The following is a 19,191-nucleotide window of genomic DNA, read 5'->3' on the forward strand; positions in this document are numbered from 1 at the left end:
ACATTCCGATGTGCGACCTCAGCGAGCGCAGGGACTATCCCCTGCCGCTTGCCTCTTCCTCCCCCTCACACCCATTCCGGCGCATGTTCCTTCACAACTTCTCGCTCGGCAAACTGATGATACAGGGCCGGCAAGACCACCAGCGTCAGGAGAGTCGAGGTAAACAGCCCGCCGATCACCACCGTCGCGAGCGGCCGCTGCACTTCCGCCCCGATTCCCTGCGCGAGCGCCAACGGCAACAGACCGAGCAGCGTCGTCATCATCGTCATGACCACCGGCCGCAGCCGCAAACTGCACCCCGTCACGATCGCCTCATCCGTCTGTGTCCCTTCATGGCGCAGCTGGTTGATATAGGACACCAGTACGATCCCGTTCCCCACGGCAAGACCGAACAGCTCGATGAACCCGATCGACGCCGGCACACTCAAGTACTGGCCGGAAAGCCAGAGTGATACCACGCCACCGATCAAGGCGAAGGGCAGGTTCAGGATAATCAGAGTCGCGTACCGCAGCGAGTGAAAGGCCCAGAAGAGCAGAAAGAACACGAGCCCCAGCGTGATCGGCACGACAATCAACAGCCGCGCGTTGGCCCGTTCCATGTTTTCGAAGGCCCCGCCCCATGTCACGCGATACCCTTCCGGCAGACGAATCTGGGCCGCCAATTTCTTGCGCCCTTCATCCACGACGCTCCCGATATCCCGCCCGACCACGTTAAATCCGATGTAGATGCGCCGTGTCACCTGTTCGCGGCTGATCCGGAGCGGGCCTTCGCGCATCTCGATCGTCGCGAGCTCGCTCATCGGGATCAGCGCGCCGGACGCCGCCTTCACCCGAATCTCCCCGATAGTCACGACACTGTTGCGTTGCGCTTCCGGGAACCGGAGCGTGAGCTGAAACCTCCGCTCCCCTTCATACACGTGAGTCGCCGCCTTGCCGCCGATGGCGGTGGTAATAATTTCCTGGACGTCGGCTATGTTGATGCCGAAACGGGCAATCTTCTGCCGATCGATGTCGACGGTGAGATAAGGCTGGCCGGCGATCTGCTCGACTTTGATATCCTTGACGCCCTTGATCTGCTGCATCAATGCGGCAATCTCCTCCGCCTTATCATGCAGCACGTCGAGATCCTCCCCGTAGAGCTTGATCGCACACTCCGTCCTGATGCCGGAGATCAGCTCGTCCACCCGCTCTTGAATCGGCTGGCTCATGAGCACGGAGATGCCGGGAATCTCCGCCAGCTTGTTTCGGATGGCGTCGGTCAATTGCGGTTGCGTTGCCGCTGTCGTCCAGGTACTTCGGCCGCTCAGCGACACAATCGGATCGCTCTCATTCGGCTCTTCCGGTCCATAGGCGATATCGGGCCGCCCGATCTTGCTCACCGCCATCCGCACTTCCGGAAACTCCAGCATGGCCTTATGGGCCTGCTTCTCCATTTCGATGGACTCCGGCAGCGAGACGCTCGGCAGGCGCACGATCTGCGGCGTGAGCGCGCCTTCCTCAAGAAGCGGGATGAACTCGCGTCCGACAAACGGCACCAGCGCAAGGCTGCCGGCCACGATCGCCGTCGAACCGGTCAGGACCAGGCCCCGGCGCCGGAGCGCCCATTGCAGCACCGGCACATAGCGCTGCTTCATCCAGCGCGTGAGGCGCGTTTCTTCCGGGTGGTCTCCGCGCAGCATGACCGAGGCCAGAACAGGCGACAGCGTGAGCGTCACCACCACGGAGGCCAGGAGCGCGATCACCAGCGTATACGCGAGCGGCGCGAACATCTTTCCCTCCATGCCATGCAGCGTCATGAGCGGCAGAAACACCACGCTGATGATCAGAATGCCGAACAGAATCGGGCGGCCCACTTCTTTCGTGGCATGGAGGATGACTTCAAGCTTGCTTTTCCTCGCCTCGCCATTGTTTTGCGCCAGATGGCGATAGACGTTTTCGACGACGACCAGCGACCCGTCGGCGATCTCGCCGATCGCGATCGCGAGGCCGCCAAGCGTCATCAAGTTAGCCGAGAGCCCAAACCGTTCCATCACAATAAAGGTGACGAGCGGGGTGACGATCAAGGTGGCCGTCACGACGACGGCGCTGCGAACGTGGCCCAGAAAGAAAAAGAACACGAACACCACCAGCACGATTCCTTCGATCAAGGCATCACGCACGGTGTCGATGGCCGCCGTGACCAGCTCGATGCGATCGTAGAACGGAAGAATCTTCGTCCCCGCGGGGAGAAGGTGATTCTCCTGCAGGTCCTCCACCTTGGCCTTGACCGCTTCGACCACCTGGCGCGCATTGCCTCCGCGAATCATGAGCACCGTGCCGGTGACCACCTCCCGTTCGCCGTTGAGCACCACCGCGCCATGGCGCACGGCGTGGCCGATGCGGACTTCGGCGACATCGCGCACGAATACCGGCGTGCCACCGGACTCTTTCACGATGATCGATTCGATATCGGGCAGACCCTTGATCAGCCCCAGGCCCCGGACGATCGCGCGTTTGGCATGCCGCTCCAGCACATTCCCGCCGGCATTGGCATTGTTTTTCGCCACCGCCTCGTAAATGTCGTGGAGCGTCAAGTCGAACTTGCGCAGTTTGGCCGGATCGACCAGGACTTGATACTGTTTGACGAACCCGCCCATGCCGTTTACATCGATCACGCCCGGCACGCTCTTGAGCAACGGGCGCAGCACCCAGTCCTGAAGCGTCCGCTGGTCCGTGAGCTCCGCCTCGGCGATCTTCGGATCGGTCGTGGCCGCATGGGGCCCTTCGACGTAGTATTGATAGACCTCGCCCAACCCTGTACTGACTGGGGCCATCACCGGATCGAGCCCTTCCGGCAACCGCTCTTTCGCTGCCATCATCCGTTCGAGCACCAACTGGCGGGCGAAGTAAATATCGACGTCGTCCTTGAACACGACCGTGATCTGAGAAAGGGCGAATTTTGAGAGGGACCGGATCTCTGCCAAACCCGGCAGACCCGTCATCTGGAGTTCGAGGGGATAGGTGATGAATCGCTCGACCTCGACCGGCGAGAGTCCCGGCGCGTCGGTCAAGACCTGCACCTGGATGTTCGTCACATCGGGATAGGCATCGATGGGAATAGACTGAAACGCAAACAGCCCGAGGACAGACAGCAGGCAGGCCAACCCCAGGACCAAAATCCGTTGCCGCAACGAAAATTCCAGCAGAGACGCGATCATGGTGCTGGCTCGATCTTGTGCCGTTCCATCTCGGACTTGAGGACGAACGACCCCTTCGTCACCACCTGTTCCCCCTCGCGTAGCCCCTCCACCACCGTCGCCGTGTCTCCCTGCTCGCTGCCCACTTTGACCGCCCGCACTTCGAATTCGTACGCGCCCCGCTGCACGAAGACCATCTTGCCGCTCGGCCCGTTTTGGACCGCTGAGAGCGGTACGGTCAGGGCATCCGGAGCCGGCGCGGCATAGACGCGGACAGTCGCGAACATTTCCGGCTTCAGCAGCCGGTCAGGGTTGGGGACCGTCACCCGCAACCGCATCGTGCGGGTCGCCGGATCGAGCACATCGCTGATATACGTAATCGTTCCCGGAAAGATGCCGTGGGGATAGGCCGACACAATGACATCGACGGTTTGCTCCTTGCGGATATACTGGACGTCTTTCTCGGGCACGTTCCCGACCACCCAGACATCCGACAGATCCGCGACGGTGAAGAACTTCTGATTCGTTTCGACCACTTCCCCTCTGGTGATATTGCGCATGATGACCCGGCCGTCGAATGGCGCGCGCAACGGCACGTCGGCCTTGATCGTGTGCTCGCGGTCCAGCCGTTCGATCTCCTGACTGGGGACGCCCAGCAATTCCAGGCGATTCTGCATTTCACGCACTTCGGCCCTGGCCGTCTTCATTTCAGCCTCACGCCGCTGCAGTTCGGCCAGACTCACAGCCTTGTGTTCATGCAGGTCTTTGGCCCGCTCGTACGCGAGTTCCGCTTCCTGCAGCCTGGCCCTGGCCTTCAGATAAGCCCCTTCGGCCACACCGAGGTCTGTGCTGTGGAGCATGGCCAGCAACGTGTCTTTCTTGACGTCCTGACCGACATCCACGTAGACCTTCACCACCCGGCCCCTGATCAGCGTGGTCACCTCGGCCAATTCATTTTCGTTGGATTGCACGGTGGCGGGAAACTCCCGCGGGACCAGCACCTGGCCGCGGACAACCGGCGCGACCTCAATCGCTGTCCGGGCGAGTTCTTCCGGGGTCAGACGTAGGACCCCCTGTTTTTCTGTGACCGCAGGTGTCTTGGCCTCAGGCGTGGGGTCGGGAGGCCGTTCGCAGGCCATCAATCCAAAAAACGTAAAGACGCTAAGGGCAACGATCCCGGCAATGTGTTTCAGCATCGTGTGAACATCACATACTTTTCCAGCCATAAGACTCCACCGTAGTACCAGCAGGAGGTATGCCTGAGAAAACCCCTCGTTTTTATGGGGGAATCGAGCGGCCTAGAGGCGTTTTGCTACGTCACTCTCAATAAGAGCGGGGTGAAATGCGACAGCGGAAAGCCCGACAACTGGAAATCAAGGGTCAGCGAGAGCCGGCCATTGCCCCGGCGCTTGAAAAGCGGGCAGCCACAAAGGTGACAGCCATCGCGAAGAACGCGCCGACCAAGGCCGCAGCCATGTCCTTTTGCGCATCCCACTCATCCCCTTGGGTGCCTAAATACAGGTTCCCCAATTCAGGGCTGACAAGCACTGCGACCACCGCTTCAATTATTTCAAACAGACTGCTCTGAGCTAGAATGGCGCTCATGGGCAGATAATACGACCAGGCCCCCTCCACCTTGGCGAGACGCACCAGCCATTCACGCACGGGATAGGCCAGCAGCAGGCCAAAGGCAAAATGGACCAAGCGGTCAAATGGGTTCCGGCTCAAGGCCAGCACATCTTTGAGCCAGTAGCCGAAGGGGACTTCAGCGTAGGTGTAGTGCGCGCCGATGGCATGCAGCGTCAGGAAGAAGGCGATCAAGCAATAGGAGAGGCGTGAGAACTGAAACCGCCGGTACGTCACCAGCAAGAGCGTGAAGCCGGCAAGAGGCAGGAGATTCTCCAGGAGCCAATCTCTCCGATTGACCGGGTCAACGGCGAGCCAGATCCAGACAATCCCATACGCCAACAACAATCCGTGAATAAGACGACCGGGTGCCTGTCCCGCCTCGCTCCGGTCTGTTGCCCCGTCACCCATATCCTGCGAGATTATTCCGGCACCACCGGCTCAGGGTGCAGCAGCGGCTGCGCCCCTCGCATACGACGCGCGAGCGCGAGCAACGCCACGCACAGCATGGCTCCGTAGAGCGCCGCAGCCATATCTTTCTGGGCATCCCAGATATCTCCCTGAGAGCCGAGGTAGGTCACTCCCAGCTCAGGATGCACCGCACTCGCCACCCATGATTCAATGATTTCCCAGAGGCCGCTCAGCCCCAAGACGGTCATCACCGGCAAATAGTACAGCACCCACCCCCGCGCGTGAGCCAGCAGCCGGAAGGCCTCTTCCATCGGATAGGCCAGAAGAAAACCGAAACTAAAGTGTACGACGCGGTCGAAATGATTCCGCCCAAGATGCAGGGCCTGATCCGCCCACGATCCCAGCGGCACCTGCGCATAGGTGTAATGCACCCCGACGGTATGGAGGCTGAGAAAGACCGTAATCAACACATAGGACAGCGGTGACAATGGCAGCCACCGATGCGCGGCCATCAATCCGGCCACGAGGCAGGCGGGAAGAATACTGGCAATAGCCCAGAACTCTCGATCCACAGGGCCATACGCGGTCCATCCTGACAAGGCTACATACCAGGCCAACAGGCCCCACAGCAGCCATTTATTTCGATCCATCGCGCGGGCCTCCTGACTCAGCGTACATTACCGTAAAGGAGCGATCCCCCCTCCCAACACCTGTTCACTGTACAAGGGAACGGCCCTCCGTTCAAGCAGCAGGGCTGAGTGCCTTGAACGGCTCCCGCACGACCTCGCACCCGTCCACACGTTCAAGAATCCCCCTTGGTTACTGTCGCGCTTTGCGTCAGTAGGCAGGTCTGACGTGGGGACTTCTGCCCGCCATCGGAGAATAGATCGAGCCGCGCCTCCTCATCGAAAAATCGCAACCCTTTGTATGACCTTCATCTTTTCCAAGAGACCGCCCACAACTCCACCGGCATAAGAAGGCATACGGTTTGCTCATTAGGCGGAATTATGACGGACCTATTCATGAACCTTAAAAAGCACGCCGGGCTGGCACTGAAGCATCGGCGTCCAGAGCCTACTTCTCAGACACCGGCTAACGCCGATGGTGCGCCTTTCGTGACGCCCCCTCTACTCCCGGTTTGTTGCGTCTGCGGACTTGTGCGGGATGAGATCAGTGCGGCCCCTAACCATATCTCCTGGATCCCGTTAAAAATCTATCGGAAAGCTCACAAGACGCAGGCGGCGAGTCTTCTCTTTACGCATACCTATTGCCCCGCCTGCCTTGGGCAAGCCCGCATAAAAATGTTGCAGTTCTTCAGCTCGCAACAACACCAGGGGCATCGCTCAGGGGCAACGCCCTGACTTCAGGCAAATACGAATGACAGCTCCTAAAAGATTTTTCTTATTGCACACCGTAGCTTCCTTCGCTCTTTGGCTTGCCACAGTGACTCTTTCGATCGCGTCAGGGGCAACGCCACAGCCCACAGAGGCCCCCACCGAAGTCGTTCGGACGACGCTCTCAGAAGTGTTTCACATCCTGGAGGACCCCAAGCTCAAAGACCCCGCCAAGCTCATGCCGCGCCGCCATCTGCTGGAGGACGTGATCGCGGCCCGCTTCGACTACGCTGAAATGTCGAAACGGGCGCTGGCCGCTCACTGGACCCCCTTGACGAATGATCAGCGGGCGGAGTTTGTGGAGCTGTTCAAAGCCTTTCTGTCCGACCGCTATGCGGGGAAAATCGAGGGCTATTCCGGGGAGCAGGTGGAGTATCTCAGCGAGCGGCTGGAAGGCGAGTATGCGGAGGTCCGCACCAAACTCGTCTCCACGAAAGTGGAAATCCCGATGGATTACCGGCTCATCAACAAGGCCGGCCGGTGGTATGCCTACGACATCATCGCCGATGGCGTCAGCCTGGTGAAAAACTACCGCAGCCAGTTCGACAAAATCATCCGCTCCGACTCCTACGAAGAGCTCGTGACACGCTTGCGCAACCGGGCGGTGGGTGAGGAAAAGAAGGAGAAGAAGTAACCCGGGATGGTCATCCGGCGCCCGGGGCGAGCAGAAACTCGAAGTCGGCTTTGGTCAACACCCCCTGTCCTGAGCCACGCACCGCGCCTGCCATCACCGCATCGTATAAATCGAGCTTCCGCTGCTTGAGCGCCATCATCTTTTCCTCGATGCTGTGGCGCATGAGAATCCGCACGATCGAGACGGTCCGCTGCTGCCCGATCCGGTGCGCGCGGTCCGAGGCCTGATTCTCCACCGCCGGATTCCACCAGGGATCCAGATGAAACACATAGGTCGCTTTGGTCAGATTCAGTCCCTGCCCTCCTGCCTTGAGACTGAGGAGAAAGACGCTCGGCCGTTCGCCGCCCTGAAAGGCCGCCACCCGGTCCTTGCGCGCGGCCGAGGCGGTGGAACCATCCAATCGCTGATAGGGCAGCCCATGCCGGACACAGGCTTCCTGCACAAGATCCAGAAAACTGGTGAACTGGGAAAAGACCAGGGCACTGTGCCCCTCCTCCAACAACACCTGCAGCCGCTCGACCAGAAAGCTGAGCTTGGGCGAAGCTTCGTTGTCTTGCTTCGTCAGGAGACGAGGCGACAGGCAGACCTGGCGCAGCTTGAGAATGGCCGTGAGCGCGATAAACTGCGCCTGCCCCGCCGTCTTAGTCGCATAGGCCTCGTCAATCGTCGAGCGGACTTGGGCGACCGTCTGCTGGTAAAGCGCCTTTTGCCGGTCGGTCAAATCGAGGAACACCTCGCTCTCGATTTTCGGCGGCAGGTCATGGAGGATCTCGGCCTTGGTCCGCCGCAAGATAAACGGCCTGGTCCGTCGCAGCAGCCGGTCCAAGACGGGCCCCTCGGCGCGTTTCAATTGCGGCTTGATCCGGTCATAGTCCCCCAGCAAGCCCGGCAAGCAGAGATCGATGACGGAAAAGTATTCGCCGAGATGGTTTTCGAGCGGCGTGCCGGACAGCGCGAGCGTGAAGCGCCCCCGGAGCCGGCGGACGGCGCTTGTCGTATCCGCCAGGATGTTCTTCACCGCCTGCGCCTCATCGAACACGATGACGTGGAACGGCATGCGCTCCAATCGCTCGATATCACGCCGAACCAGCCCATAGGTCGTGAGCACGACCTCCCCATCCTTGGCCTCGAGCGTCCGGTCGCCGCCACTGTAGGTATGGACGGTCAAGCCCGGCGCAAAGCGCGCCAGTTCCTGCTCCCAATTAAAAAGCAGACTCGTTGGCACGACGACCAGATGCGGCCCAGGCACCCCGCGCGACGAGTGAATCCGCCCTTCCTGAATCGCCGCCAAGAGGCAGATGGCCTGCAGCGTCTTCCCCAACCCCATATCGTCCGCCAAGCAGGCGCCGAACCGGTGCTCATAGAGAAAGGCCAGCCAGGCATAGCCCTCTTGCTGATACGGGCGCAGCGTGGCCTGCAAATCTTTTGGCAGCGGTTTCGCCGCGATCTTCGTGAACCCCAGCAGCCGCGCGAGCACGGCCTCGTCTTCCGCTGGCAGCGTCACGGCGATGCCCTGCTCCCGCAGGGCCAGCCAATCGAGCATCTGGAGCCGGGGCACACGCACGATCTTCGACGCATCCCGGCCCGGGGGTCCCTCCCCGGTGAGCGCAAGGATGGCGCGCAACCGCTCCAGCGTCTGACGGTCCAATACGCGCAAGCCCCGTTCGCCGTCGATCAGACCGCCTTGCAGCAGCGCCGCCCGCCACTCCGCCTCATTCAAAGCGACGCCGTCGCACCGGATCTCCGGCCGGATTTCAAACCAGTCGATCCCGGGTCCCTCCCCCGTGCCACGCTCCACTTGCACCGCACAATCCCACCGGGCCGTGCGGAGCGGCTTGTCCTCATAGAGCAATTCAATTCCCACGGCGGTCAGCCGATCCAAGAGCTCCGGCAGACGCTGAAACAATGCCAGCGCCTCAACCGTCAGTTCATCACTGCGCCGCATGCCCCGGAAGGCCTCCGGGCCGAGCACCTCGAACAGAAGACTGTACAGCAACGCTTCCTGCGCCTTCTCGACCGGCTGCAACTCCCATCTTCCGGCGCGAATCCGCAGCCGCACATCAGGACGGGCGTAGGCCGCCAGCTGCGCGCGAAGCCAGCGAGCGCCCTCGTCACTGACCGCACGCGGCCACCCCTCCAACGCGAGCACCGTTTTGACGCGTTGATCCCGCTCCTTGGCCGCGCGCACCCCGCGCAAGTGGAAGAACGCCTCGTAGAGCACCGCCTTGCGCTTGTGTGCGCGCAACGAACCAGAGACCGCGCGCCCCTGCTCCAGCGCCGAAAGACAGCCAAACGCAGACAGGCTCGGCGCACAGCGGGTCTCTCCCTGGCACGATTGCACTTGCAGCGTCCAGGCTGTCGGCGAACGTCCCTCGGCACCGGAGGGCGGTCTCAGGACCACGGCGCAGGAGGACCTCTCGGTCTTTGCCGAAGAAACCGCACGCTGAACGGAAACCTCTGCCCCCTCCACCTTCAACAAGAGATCGCGCAGAATCCGGTCTGCTTGCCCCTGCGGGAGATCGACTTGAGCGGCATGAAACTCATCCGGCGAGAGCGTAAACTCCATCTCCCGATTGATCCCGGTCCATCGCCCGGTCCACGTCTCGCCCGGCAACAGGACGGCACGAGTCCGCCCTTCACGATCGTCCGAGGGAGACTCGGCGTCCAGAAAACAGTGCCGCAGGGAGCGGAACGAAGTCCATCCGCGTTCATCCTCCAGATAGAGCAGCCGCCCGCCGTTCAGATCGACCACAAAACTTCTCACCCGCGCCATCCGTTCGAGCGGCACCCCGCCGGCAAGACAACGCGCGCGAATCCTGACCCGGCCCTCGACGAGATCGATCTCCGTCTTGCTCCGGCACTTGACTGACGGACACCAGCGCAGCGGCATAGGCCCCTGGCCGGATTCCAGCACGATCGGATAGGGCCGGTCACGGAGTCTGAGGTAGCGACGCAGGGGATCTTCCCCGAACCCGGATAAGAAGCGGGAGGCATTGAAGAGCGGTACCAGCTCGGGCGGCAACACCGGCGCCCAGCTCGCAGCCAGCGGCACCCCGTTCCGGTGAATCACGATCTGCGGATATCCCTGCCGAAGATCGAGAACAATCTCATACCGCGGCTCTGCACGGACAGACTCATTGCGAGTTGAATCAGCAGGCGCCGGACGCGGACGCTCATTCAGCGCAGGCCCATCGCCGAACAGCTCGGTCCGGAGCGCCTGCACCCGGCTCGGCTGCCAATCCGGCATCCGGAACAGCTCCGGCGATAACAGATGCTTCGTCGTAAAACAGACGCAGAGAATGTGTTTACACAGCCAGCGGGGATCCCAGGCCGGACAATCGCAAAAAGCGGCCAGGAACCCCTCGTCGCAGGAAAAGGTGACCGTATAGAGCCGAGCCCCCTGGACCTGCGCAATCAGCGTGGTGCGGTCCTCATTCCAGTGATAATGCTGCAGCCGCTGCTGCCGGGCATAGTCATAGCCCCGCTCGACCGCCTCCTTCGGCGCCATCGTATAGACATCGTTGGCGGATAAAGCGCGAAACGCCGCGAGCAGCGCAAACGGCTCTCCGGCGAGGCTGGACGGCACAATTCCCCTCCCAGGCAAGGAACGGCCTCCCAGCCCGGAATACGATGGCATCTTTTTACGCATAACAGATCACTATAGCGGGGGAAGACACACAGCGGCAAGGCGCAGCGCCGAATGTGTCGCGCGCTCTTCATTGATCTCTCGTAGATGACGGTTATCTGAGAAGCGAGCGGAGGCCTCGGTGAGAGGGACACTCAAGGGGGGTTGAGGTCACGCGCAGGGGTGGTGTGCAGGCCCACCGGAGAGTGGGAAGCCTAAAGCCCCTCCAAGATCTCCATATGTGACACAGCGCTCTCTGGACCCGCCTCCGCTTCGCTGTGTTGACTTTCCGGCAACACCCACTCGCGAGGTCTCGAGAAGGCGAGAAGCAATGTGTGAGAGATGAGGCAGTTTTTCCGCAGGCCAGCAGGCGAAACGGCCATTACGGCATTGGCGGTCGTAGAATGATTCCTTCGCCCGTCAGCACAGCTAGGGCCTTCCGGGCTTCTCTGATCTTCTCCTCCGCAGACCGGTGCAGCTCTTCAGCGGTTTTCACGAGCCTCGCCACGCCGTGCATTTGCGCGTTCATTGCCGTCGCCACCGCCACTCGCGGGACCACTTCCCATTCATCCATCGTCGGCAAAATGTAGCCCTCGTGAAGGCCCCTCGCGGCAGCGCAACGCGCCAGTTCATGTGCCGCAGCTATCGCCATCTCGTCGGTAATAGTCCTGGCCCGCACATCCAGCGCGCCACGAAAAATGGCGGGAAACACCAGCGAGTTGTTGACCTGATTCGGAAAATCCGACCGTCCAGTTGCCACAATGCGCGCCCCGGCCGCTTTCGCCTCCCACGGCCAGATCTCGGGCACCGGGTTCGCGCAGGCGAACACGATGGCATCTCGGGCCATCGTCCGCACCCACTCCGGCTTGATAATCCCGCCGGCTGAAAAAGCCACACAGACATCCGCCCCGGCCAGCGCCGCGGCAATCCCCCCTTGCCGTTGCTCTCGATTCGATTCCATGCACACCGCCCATTGCTCGCTATAGTCCGGATTCGACTCATATTCATGACGCGACCGCCTCAGAATCCCCCCCACATCGCAGGCCACGATCCTCCCAGGGTCCGCGCCGCTGGCCTTCAGATACCGGTAGGTCGGGATATTGGCCGCGCCCATGCCGATCATGGCAATCCGCACCCGGCCGATGTCTTTGCCGACCACGTTCAGCGCGTTCAGCAGCGCGGCGAGCAGAACGGTGCCCGTGCCCTGCTGATCGTCGTGCCATACCGGGATGGAACTGGCCCTTCGGCATTCCCGAAGCACTTGGAAACACTTGGGCATCGCAATATCTTCCAGATTGATCCCACCGAAGGAGGGCTCCAGAATTTTGACGGTCCGGATGATCTCCGCCGGATCCTTCGTGCCCAAACAAATCGGCACCGCATCCACTCCGCCCAGATATTTGAAGAGCAGCGCTTTGCCCTCCATCACGGGCAAACCGGCTTCCGGGCCGATGTCGCCCAGGCCCAGCACTCTCGTGCCGTCGGACACCACTGCGATGGTATTGGCCTTGTTCGTGTACTCGTACACCAAGTCCGGCTGAGCTTGAATCGCGCGGCAGGGCGCGGCGACACCCGGTGTATACCAGATGGAAAAATCCTCCATGCCCCGAATGGGACACTTGGGCGCCGTTTGGATCTTGCCTTTGTAGTAGGCGTGGAGCCGCAGCGCCTCTTCGGCTGGCTTCTGGGCTTTGGCGAGAAGTTCTTCAGGTGTGGGCATCGCAGCCTCTCGTGTCGCGCACAATGAGGGCCGAACAAGGAGCGTGAATCCGAACGCTCTCGGACGAGCGGCCGGACCGGTGATCGCGCAGTGTCCGCCTGGCGGCACCTACCTCTGGGCACCAACGCCACCACGTGAAATGTTTCTCTCTGGAAGCGGACTGACTGGAGGGCTGACTCCGCCTGAATAGGGGGCGGTAACGCCCCCCTATTCCAGCGAGAACGGAGGCTAACTGAAACGGGAACCGTGGCTGGCGTACACGTTCTCGGATTCGGGACGCACAACGTCTTGCCGGCGATGAGCAAGAATGACCGGATCGACCCGTTCCCCGCAACTGACGCAGCGCCATTCGAACGACGCGAGCTCGTGCACCTGCTCCGGCACCATAAGACCGCCGCAGCGGTGACAGCAATCCACCGGACGCGTCCGGCCGAGAGCCCCCTTTGATACTGATACCTTGGTCATACGCATTCCCTCCCTTCCTGGAGTACTGTTGGACTACCCATGTGAGCCACAATCGCCCCAAAGGATTCATCCCGCTGATCCCTTCCGAAGCGCAGCCGCAAGCACATCGTTGAGCACCGCCCCGTCGCAGGGTTCAAATTCATAGCTGACCCGGCAGGCCGGCTGCCGGATCGACAGCAGCCGCCGCAGGTCCATCGGCGTGGCGATGAGCACCACGTCACAATCCACTCGGTTGATCGTCTGCTCCAAATCCCGAATCTGCTCAGGTCCATACCCCATCGCGGGAAGGACACAATCCAGATGGGGGTTCGACCGGAAGGTGTCGCAGAGGCTGCCGGTTGCCGCCGGCCGCGGATCAACGATCTCCGCCGCGCCATACCGTTTCGCGGCAATCACTCCCGCTCCATAGGCCATTCCCCCGTGGGTGAGCGTCGGCCCGTCTTCCACCACGAGCACGCGCTTGCCTGCGACCAAGGCCGGATCGTCAAGGGTGATCGGCATCCTCGATGCAAGAATCTTCGCCTGCGGATTGGCGGCGGCGATCGCCCGGCGAACCGCCTCGACCATCTGCGGATCGGCGGTCTCCACCTTGGTGATGATGACCAGATCGGCCCGTAGCAAATTCACCTCGCCGGGAAAGTAGCGACCTTCATGGCCGGCCCGGTGAGGGTCTACCAGCACGATCTCCACATCCGGCTCAAAAAACGGCAGATCGTTGTTCCCGCCATCCCAGAGGATCACATCGGCTTCGGCCTCGGCCCGGCGAAGAATCCGTTCGTAGTCCACCCCGGCAAAGACGACCGTCCCCTCTCTGAGATGGGGCTCGTACTCTTCCCGTTCTTCGATGGTGCAGCGGGCGTCCCGGAGATCGTCGAGCGTGGCAAACCGCTGAACCGCCTGTTTCGCCAGGTCTCCGTAGGGCATCGGATGGCGGACCACCGCGACCCGCAGGCCCCGCGCCCGCAACAAGGCCGCGATCTTCCGCGCCGCGGGACTCTTGCCCGCTCCTGTCCGGACCGCGCAGACGGACACCACCGGCCGCTTCGACCGCAGCATCGTGGAACGAGGCCCCAGGAAGCGGAACCCTGCTCCAGCCGCCAGCGCCCGCGACGCCTTCTGCATCACCTCGTCATAGGACACATCACTGTACGCAAAGACGACCTCATCGACCGCATGAGCGGCGATCACCGTTTCCAGATCCTCTTCCGGCACAATCGGAATCCCTTTCGGATAGAAATCTCCCGCCAACTCAGAGGGGTAGGTCCGTCCTGCAATGGTGGGAATCTGCGTGGCCGTGAAGGCCACCACCTGATAGTCGGGATTCTTTCGAAAGACGACATTGAAGTTGTGAAAGTCGCGGCCAGCCGCCCCCATGATCACCACGTGCATCTTCCGACTGACGCGATTTGCCACGGGTCTTCCCTCGCTCTGGTGATTTCTGCAACAGACCGCGATACCCCTTCCGATCTTCCCCGCGCTGGAATCTCTGGATTCACAAGAAGATCGGATCATTCGAGAGTCCCCTCTCCTGGTCTCTACCTTGCAGATCTCATGCTCGACATTGAGAATGCACCGCTCACAGGAGGATGGCGTTCATGAAGGGGCAATCCGTTTCGATCTTGCGCGCAGTCTGTGCCGGGCTGGTACTCTGGGCTTCATCATCTGCAGTGGTCAGCGCCAAAACCCAGGTCACGCCAAGCACCATTCAGGAAGTAGAAGCGCAGACAGCCAAAGAGCTGCTGGCCACGTTTGAGCTCGCTGAACTCGCTCTGCAGGCCCGCGACCTCGATGGAATCATGGCGCTCTATTCCGATGAGTACTACTACCACGGGCTCAAGAAGGCGGACATCCGAAAGGTCTGGCATCAGCTCTTCGAACACTATCAAGACCTCGAGAGCTTCCACACCTTTTCGGTGATGAGGACCGTGGGGAGCGGCAGCAAGCTGACTGCCGAGATGACCTGTACAGGAGTCGTCTGGGGCACAGCAAAAGATACGAAACTCCGCGCCCCCGTCGATAGCTGGTATGAAGAGGTCCACTACCTGCGCAAGGAAAACGGCCGCTGGCGCATCGTCGGCAACGTGGGCGGAGAAGCCCAACCGGTCCTGCAATTCGGAATCGCGCCACACCCGCTCTTTTAATAACAGGCCGCCGCGGCACTCCGCATTGCCCTTTTGCCTCGCGCGAGCGGAATAGAGAACGGAAGCCCGAACTCCCCCTCCTCGCACAACGGAAACCCGCCCTTGTGTGAGGATCCATCCTGCCTGCTGTCCGAGAACAACCCGAACGATCCAGCGATCCACTTCCGCCTGACCGTCCCGCACCCCCCATTCATCGGGCTCTCCTGAGAGCCGTGCCTCCTACTGGCACCGAGATGGGAGTGCGTCCCTTCGGACCATTCTCTCAACCCGGCACAGGATCGATACCCTTTCACTGCGCGGCACAAGAGCGGGGACATTCACTTATCCTGGCTCCACCTCCCTTCCTGCTTCTTTAATAACACGCCGAACGGCACAATCAATGTCGAACAACTCCACAGCCCCGCCTCTGGCACAGTCCTGAAACGCTACAGCAGGCCCGGCTGTCGCAGAGGGAATAGGTCCACATGATGATCGAACCCCTTGAATCTCAACAGCTCTGACCGGCTGATTGCCTCGGCCTTTGGCCTGGCACCATCAGTGCACAGTAAGGGAGATAAGAGGGCAGGCGAACGTCAGGAGGACCGCGATGGCAACGATCGAAGATCTCAGCTCCCGAGTATTGAAAATCGTGCGGCACACTTCTGGCTGTGCTGTTGATGAGCTGGCCGCGCAATGTTCTGACGTGACGTGGAATCAGGTGTTTCTCGCACTGGACCGGCTCAGCCGGAGCGGACAGATCGTGCTCAGGCAACAAGGGCCCGGTCATTACCGCGTGACGGCGCTGGCGGAGCAGCCGTCCAATCAGCCGCAGGTCAGTCACTACTCATAGCGCCACAGAGGCGAGAAGGAGGCCATGATGAGCAGTCTGATGAGATGGGATCCCGTGACCCGCTGGAACCCGATGAAAGAAATTGAGGAACTCGACAAACGCCTGTCGGCTCTTATTGGGCGAGGCGTGCCCTCGCCAGGCAGCGACAAGAAGGAGGCCATCACCGTCGCCGAATGGTCGCCGCTCGTCGATATTACAGAGGACGAGAAGGAATATGTCATCAAGGCCGAACTGCCGGAAGTCAAAAAAGAAGACATCAAGCTCAACGTGCAGGACGATGTGCTGACCATCACCGGCGAACGGAAATATGAGAAAGAGGAAAAAGGGAAAAAGTATCACCGCGTGGAACGATCCTACGGCAGTTTTTTGCGGAGCTTCACTCTGCCGGAAAACGCCGATGGCACGAAAGTCTCCGCGGAATACAAGGACGGCTTGCTGATGGTGCGGTTGCCGAAATCGGAACAAGCCAAGCCAAAATCTATCGAAGTGAAAGTGTCATAATTTCAAGAAGGAGGCGGCCATGTTTCGCCATCCCCATTACTTGGACATTCCCTGGGAGATCCACTGGCAGCCGGAATCCGCGAAGCCTCACCGTCACCTCTGGTGGCTCATCGCGGCCCTGGTGCTCATGGCGATGTTTATCATCGGGATTGGCGTGACGAGCGGATTGGTGTAGGACACATGATGTTCCAAAACCGTGAAGAGGCAGGGCGTCAGCTGGCAGCTAAACTGCAGGCGTATCGAGAACAGCCGGAGGGAGTGATTCTGGCCCTTCCGCGCGGAGGGGTCGCCGTCGGCTATGAAGTGAGCGTGGCCCTCCACCTGCCGCTTGATGTCTTCATCACCCGCAAGATCGGCGCGCCGGGCAATCCCGAATATGCGCTGGGCGCCGTCAGCGAAGGCGGAAACATCTATATGAACCCCGAGGCCATGGCCGCGTTTCGCCTGGCCGTCGACGATCTTCAAGAACTCGCCGCCGTGCAGCGGCAGGAGATCGCACGCCGCCAGACGCTCTACCGGCAAGGGCGGCATCCGCTGCCGCTCAAGGATCGCGTCGTGATCGTGGTGGACGATGGCATCGCCACGGGCGCAACGTTTTTTGCCTCCGTGGAGGCGATCCGGCAACAGTCGCCTGCGCGTCTGATTGCAGCCATCCCAGTTGGCCCCCCGGACACGATCCGGAAAGCACGGGCGGCGGTCGATGAACTGGTGGTGCTGGCCACCCCGGAGCCGTTCTGGGCCGTCGGTAGCCATTATGTTCATTTCGAGCAAGTCGAGGATCGCGAGGTCTTGGAATATTTGAATCTGGCAGACGAATCACTGCGTGAGCGGGCGACACGCGCCCCCTCTTCACGGGTATAACCGGTCACACAAAGGAGATTTCATGGCATCGAAGCTGAAGATGACAGGACAAGGGCCGCGACGGGACCGCATTGTTCAGGAGCACCGGCACGACACGTACCGGCTGAGCGGGAAGCTGAAGGAGCCGACCGTCTGCAGCGGCTGCGGCGCGCTCTTTCACAAAGGGCGATGGACCTGGGGGGCCGCGCCGAAGGGGGCGAAGACGGCCACCTGTCCGGCTTGCCATCGCCTGCACGATAAATATCCCATGGGGGTGCTCACCATCGCAGGCAGCTTCAAAGAAACACAGCGCGAGCAGGTCATGGGAGTCATTCACAACGCCGCCGCCCAGGAAAAGAAGGAACACCCGCTGTCCCGCATCATGGCGGTGGAACGGCGGCCCGAAGGCCTCGTGATCTCAACGACGGATACGCATCTGCCTCGCCGGATCGGCGAAGCGCTCACGCATGCCTATCGGGGAGAATTGGACTTCCATTACGATCAAGACGAAGAGTTTATCCGCGTCAATTGGACGCGCTGAGGGCGCGTCGCGCCATGAATCATGGCGTGGCGGTCGATCGGTAACACGAGGATGTTATGAAAATTGTGGTCGGCGTCGATTGGTCCGAACAAGCGTTCGCGACAGTGCAGCAAATTCTCCACCTGTACCGGCCGTCGGAATTGACGCTGGTGCACGGCGTCGATCTCGGGGTCTTCGAATATCCCGTCGTCGCGCAGGCGGCCAATCTGCAAGGCTATGACGATTTCCGCAACGCCCTCTTTGAGGCGGGACGGCAGGTCTTGACCCGCGCCGCCAATATGCTGCCCGCCGACTCGGACGCCCTCCGGCAGGTCAACGAAATCGGCAGCCCCGCCGAGATCATCCTGAAGACGGCGGACGCCGTCGGGGCCGATCTCATCGCGGTTGGGGCCCGGGGACAGAATCGAGTGGCGGAACTTGTCCTGGGGAGCGTGTCCCATCGGGTCCTGATGCATGCCACACGCCCCACCCTGATCGTCAAGTCGGACGCCAAACCGGTCCAACGGGTGGTAGTCGCGGTCGAAGGACGGCCGGATGCGGAGCGGATCAAGCAATGGCTGCTGGTTCATCCCTTCGTCAACCCGGTCGAACTCCTGATCCTGAGCGTCGTGGTCCCGCTCCGGCTGGCTGATCCCTACAATCTGGTCGGATTTGAAGCCTGGGAAGACCGGGCTATGTCGTATGCGGAAGATCTCGTCAAAACCGTGGGCTCGGAACTGATGGGCAGCCGCTATAGCATCGGCACCCGTGTCGTCACGGGGGATGTCGCCGCAGCCGTGGCGGAACAGGCCAAAGACAAGGATCTCGTGGTGGTGGCGTCGCACGGACGCAAGGGGCTTGAGCGCTTTCTGCTGGGCAGCGCCTCCCATGCGATCGTCCATCGAGTGCACTGCCCTATTCTGGTCGTACGCTGAAAGGAACTACGCATGAAAACCGTCTTCACCACCGTCGTCGTCCTGATGTTCCTCGCCACGTCCTGGGTCTCGGCACAGGTGCTCCGTGGCAATCCCAAAGAAGGGCAAGCCCTGTACGAAAAGAACTGTCTCCGTTGCCATGGCAATACATTGGACGGCAACGGGCCGGATAGCCGGGATTTGATCGTACGGCCGGCCAACCTCCAGTCCCCGCTCATCCGATCCAAGACCGATTGGGAATTGCTCGTGACGATCTCGAACGGCGTGCTCTTCAGCCCCATGCACGGCTTCCGCGGAAAATTGACCGATCAGCAAATGCTGGATGTGCTGTCGTATATTCGCTCGGTCGCACCGCCTGACATGATCAGCTAAGA

The 19,191-nt window shown here is 61.0% G+C and carries 17 protein-coding genes; 9 read left to right on the plus strand and 8 right to left on the minus strand.

Features of this window, described 5'->3' with window-relative positions; translation table 11 throughout:
• Positions 1-65 precede the first annotated feature (65 nt).
• From RI101_09275 to RI101_09290, 4 genes are all read right to left on the minus strand, one after another.
• Complete coding sequence (locus RI101_09275; GenBank protein ID MEC4890234.1) at positions 66-3,197, minus strand: CusA/CzcA family heavy metal efflux RND transporter; 3,132 nt, start codon at positions 3,195-3,197, stop codon at positions 66-68.
• Positions 3,194-4,372, minus strand: a complete 1,179-nt coding sequence (locus tag RI101_09280; GenBank protein ID MEC4890235.1) for an efflux RND transporter periplasmic adaptor subunit — start codon at positions 4,370-4,372, stop codon at positions 3,194-3,196. Before RI101_09280 ends, RI101_09275 begins: the two co-directional genes overlap by 4 nt.
• Before the next feature lie 184 nt (positions 4,373-4,556).
• Positions 4,557-5,213 (minus strand): DUF2238 domain-containing protein, encoded by a 657-nt coding sequence (locus RI101_09285; protein ID MEC4890236.1) that lies wholly within the window; start codon positions 5,211-5,213, stop codon positions 4,557-4,559.
• 11 nt (positions 5,214-5,224) lie between these two features.
• A complete protein-coding gene (locus RI101_09290; GenBank protein MEC4890237.1) occupies positions 5,225-5,863 on the minus strand; it encodes a DUF2238 domain-containing protein in 639 nt (212 codons plus the stop codon).
• A gap of 793 nt (positions 5,864-6,656) precedes the next feature.
• Between RI101_09290 and RI101_09295 the strand changes: the two genes are divergently transcribed.
• Positions 6,657-7,241, plus strand: a complete 585-nt coding sequence (locus RI101_09295; GenBank protein ID MEC4890238.1) for an ABC transporter substrate-binding protein — start codon at positions 6,657-6,659, stop codon at positions 7,239-7,241.
• Positions 7,242-7,251: 10 nt separating this feature from the next.
• Here RI101_09295 and RI101_09300 read toward each other — a convergent pair whose 3' ends face one another.
• The 4 genes from RI101_09300 to RI101_09315 all read right to left on the minus strand — a co-directional run bounded on the left by RI101_09300 (position 7,252) and on the right by RI101_09315 (position 14,464).
• Positions 7,252-10,827: an SNF2-related protein gene (locus tag RI101_09300; protein ID MEC4890239.1), complete on the minus strand. Its 3,576-nt coding sequence runs from the start codon at positions 10,825-10,827 to the stop codon at positions 7,252-7,254.
• Between the two features lie 421 nt (positions 10,828-11,248).
• Positions 11,249-12,586, minus strand: coding sequence for an NADP-dependent malic enzyme (locus tag RI101_09305; GenBank protein ID MEC4890240.1), 1,338 nt, complete (start codon positions 12,584-12,586; stop codon positions 11,249-11,251).
• A gap of 228 nt (positions 12,587-12,814) precedes the next feature.
• Positions 12,815-13,051: a hypothetical protein gene (locus tag RI101_09310; GenBank protein ID MEC4890241.1), complete on the minus strand. Its 237-nt coding sequence runs from the start codon at positions 13,049-13,051 to the stop codon at positions 12,815-12,817.
• A gap of 66 nt (positions 13,052-13,117) precedes the next feature.
• Positions 13,118-14,464 (minus strand): cyclic 2,3-diphosphoglycerate synthase, encoded by a 1,347-nt coding sequence (locus RI101_09315; GenBank protein ID MEC4890242.1) that lies wholly within the window; start codon positions 14,462-14,464, stop codon positions 13,118-13,120.
• Positions 14,465-14,646: 182 nt separating this feature from the next.
• Between RI101_09315 and RI101_09320 the strand changes: the two genes are divergently transcribed.
• The 8 genes from RI101_09320 (at position 14,647) to RI101_09355 (ending at position 19,189) form a co-directional block, all read left to right on the plus strand.
• Entirely contained in the window at positions 14,647-15,192 is a 546-nt protein-coding gene (locus tag RI101_09320; protein MEC4890243.1) for a nuclear transport factor 2 family protein, read from the plus strand.
• Positions 15,193-15,778: 586 nt separating this feature from the next.
• Positions 15,779-16,021 (plus strand): hypothetical protein, encoded by a 243-nt coding sequence (locus RI101_09325; protein ID MEC4890244.1) that lies wholly within the window; start codon positions 15,779-15,781, stop codon positions 16,019-16,021.
• 24 nt (positions 16,022-16,045) lie between these two features.
• Positions 16,046-16,522, plus strand: a complete 477-nt coding sequence (locus RI101_09330) for an Hsp20/alpha crystallin family protein (GenBank protein MEC4890245.1) — start codon at positions 16,046-16,048, stop codon at positions 16,520-16,522.
• A 19-nt stretch (positions 16,523-16,541) separates the two neighbouring features.
• Positions 16,542-16,697 (plus strand): hypothetical protein, encoded by a 156-nt coding sequence (locus RI101_09335; GenBank protein MEC4890246.1) that lies wholly within the window; start codon positions 16,542-16,544, stop codon positions 16,695-16,697.
• Between the two features lie 5 nt (positions 16,698-16,702).
• The gene (locus RI101_09340; GenBank protein ID MEC4890247.1) at positions 16,703-17,383 is read left to right on the plus strand and encodes a phosphoribosyltransferase; all 681 of its coding nucleotides are present in this window, start codon (positions 16,703-16,705) and stop codon (positions 17,381-17,383) included.
• Positions 17,384-17,405: 22 nt separating this feature from the next.
• Complete coding sequence (locus RI101_09345; GenBank protein ID MEC4890248.1) at positions 17,406-17,903, plus strand: BCAM0308 family protein; 498 nt, start codon at positions 17,406-17,408, stop codon at positions 17,901-17,903.
• A 56-nt stretch (positions 17,904-17,959) separates the two neighbouring features.
• Positions 17,960-18,817, plus strand: coding sequence for a universal stress protein (locus RI101_09350; protein ID MEC4890249.1), 858 nt, complete (start codon positions 17,960-17,962; stop codon positions 18,815-18,817).
• A gap of 12 nt (positions 18,818-18,829) precedes the next feature.
• Positions 18,830-19,189 (plus strand): cytochrome c, encoded by a 360-nt coding sequence (locus RI101_09355; protein ID MEC4890250.1) that lies wholly within the window; start codon positions 18,830-18,832, stop codon positions 19,187-19,189.
• The last annotated feature ends 2 nt before the right edge of the window (positions 19,190-19,191 follow it).

Origin of the sequence: Nitrospira sp., assembly GCA_035968315.1 — a bacterium.
In the GTDB taxonomy this organism is placed as follows: domain Bacteria; phylum Nitrospirota; class Nitrospiria; order Nitrospirales; family Nitrospiraceae; genus Nitrospira_D.

What these genes read in the sequence shown, in the direction of transcription:
- RI101_09335 (MEC4890246.1), top strand. Translation starts at nt 16,542, where the DNA reads ATGTTTCGCCATCCCCATTACTTGGACATTCCCTGGGAGATCCACTGG.
- RI101_09280 (MEC4890235.1), bottom strand. Translation starts at nt 4,372, where the DNA reads ATGCTGAAACACATTGCCGGGATCGTTGCCCTTAGCGTCTTTACGTTT.
- RI101_09285 (MEC4890236.1), bottom strand. Translation starts at nt 5,213, where the DNA reads ATGGGTGACGGGGCAACAGACCGGAGCGAGGCGGGACAGGCACCCGGT.
- RI101_09320 (MEC4890243.1), top strand. Translation starts at nt 14,647, where the DNA reads ATGAAGGGGCAATCCGTTTCGATCTTGCGCGCAGTCTGTGCCGGGCTG.
- RI101_09350 (MEC4890249.1), top strand. Translation starts at nt 17,960, where the DNA reads ATGAAAATTGTGGTCGGCGTCGATTGGTCCGAACAAGCGTTCGCGACA.
- RI101_09325 (MEC4890244.1), top strand. Translation starts at nt 15,779, where the DNA reads ATGGCAACGATCGAAGATCTCAGCTCCCGAGTATTGAAAATCGTGCGG.
- RI101_09310 (MEC4890241.1), bottom strand. Translation starts at nt 13,051, where the DNA reads ATGACCAAGGTATCAGTATCAAAGGGGGCTCTCGGCCGGACGCGTCCG.
- RI101_09355 (MEC4890250.1), top strand. Translation starts at nt 18,830, where the DNA reads ATGAAAACCGTCTTCACCACCGTCGTCGTCCTGATGTTCCTCGCCACG.
- RI101_09290 (MEC4890237.1), bottom strand. Translation starts at nt 5,863, where the DNA reads ATGGATCGAAATAAATGGCTGCTGTGGGGCCTGTTGGCCTGGTATGTA.
- RI101_09305 (MEC4890240.1), bottom strand. Translation starts at nt 12,586, where the DNA reads ATGCCCACACCTGAAGAACTTCTCGCCAAAGCCCAGAAGCCAGCCGAA.
- RI101_09330 (MEC4890245.1), top strand. Translation starts at nt 16,046, where the DNA reads ATGATGAGCAGTCTGATGAGATGGGATCCCGTGACCCGCTGGAACCCG.
- RI101_09340 (MEC4890247.1), top strand. Translation starts at nt 16,703, where the DNA reads ATGATGTTCCAAAACCGTGAAGAGGCAGGGCGTCAGCTGGCAGCTAAA.
- RI101_09275 (MEC4890234.1), bottom strand. Translation starts at nt 3,197, where the DNA reads ATGATCGCGTCTCTGCTGGAATTTTCGTTGCGGCAACGGATTTTGGTC.
- RI101_09345 (MEC4890248.1), top strand. Translation starts at nt 17,406, where the DNA reads ATGGCATCGAAGCTGAAGATGACAGGACAAGGGCCGCGACGGGACCGC.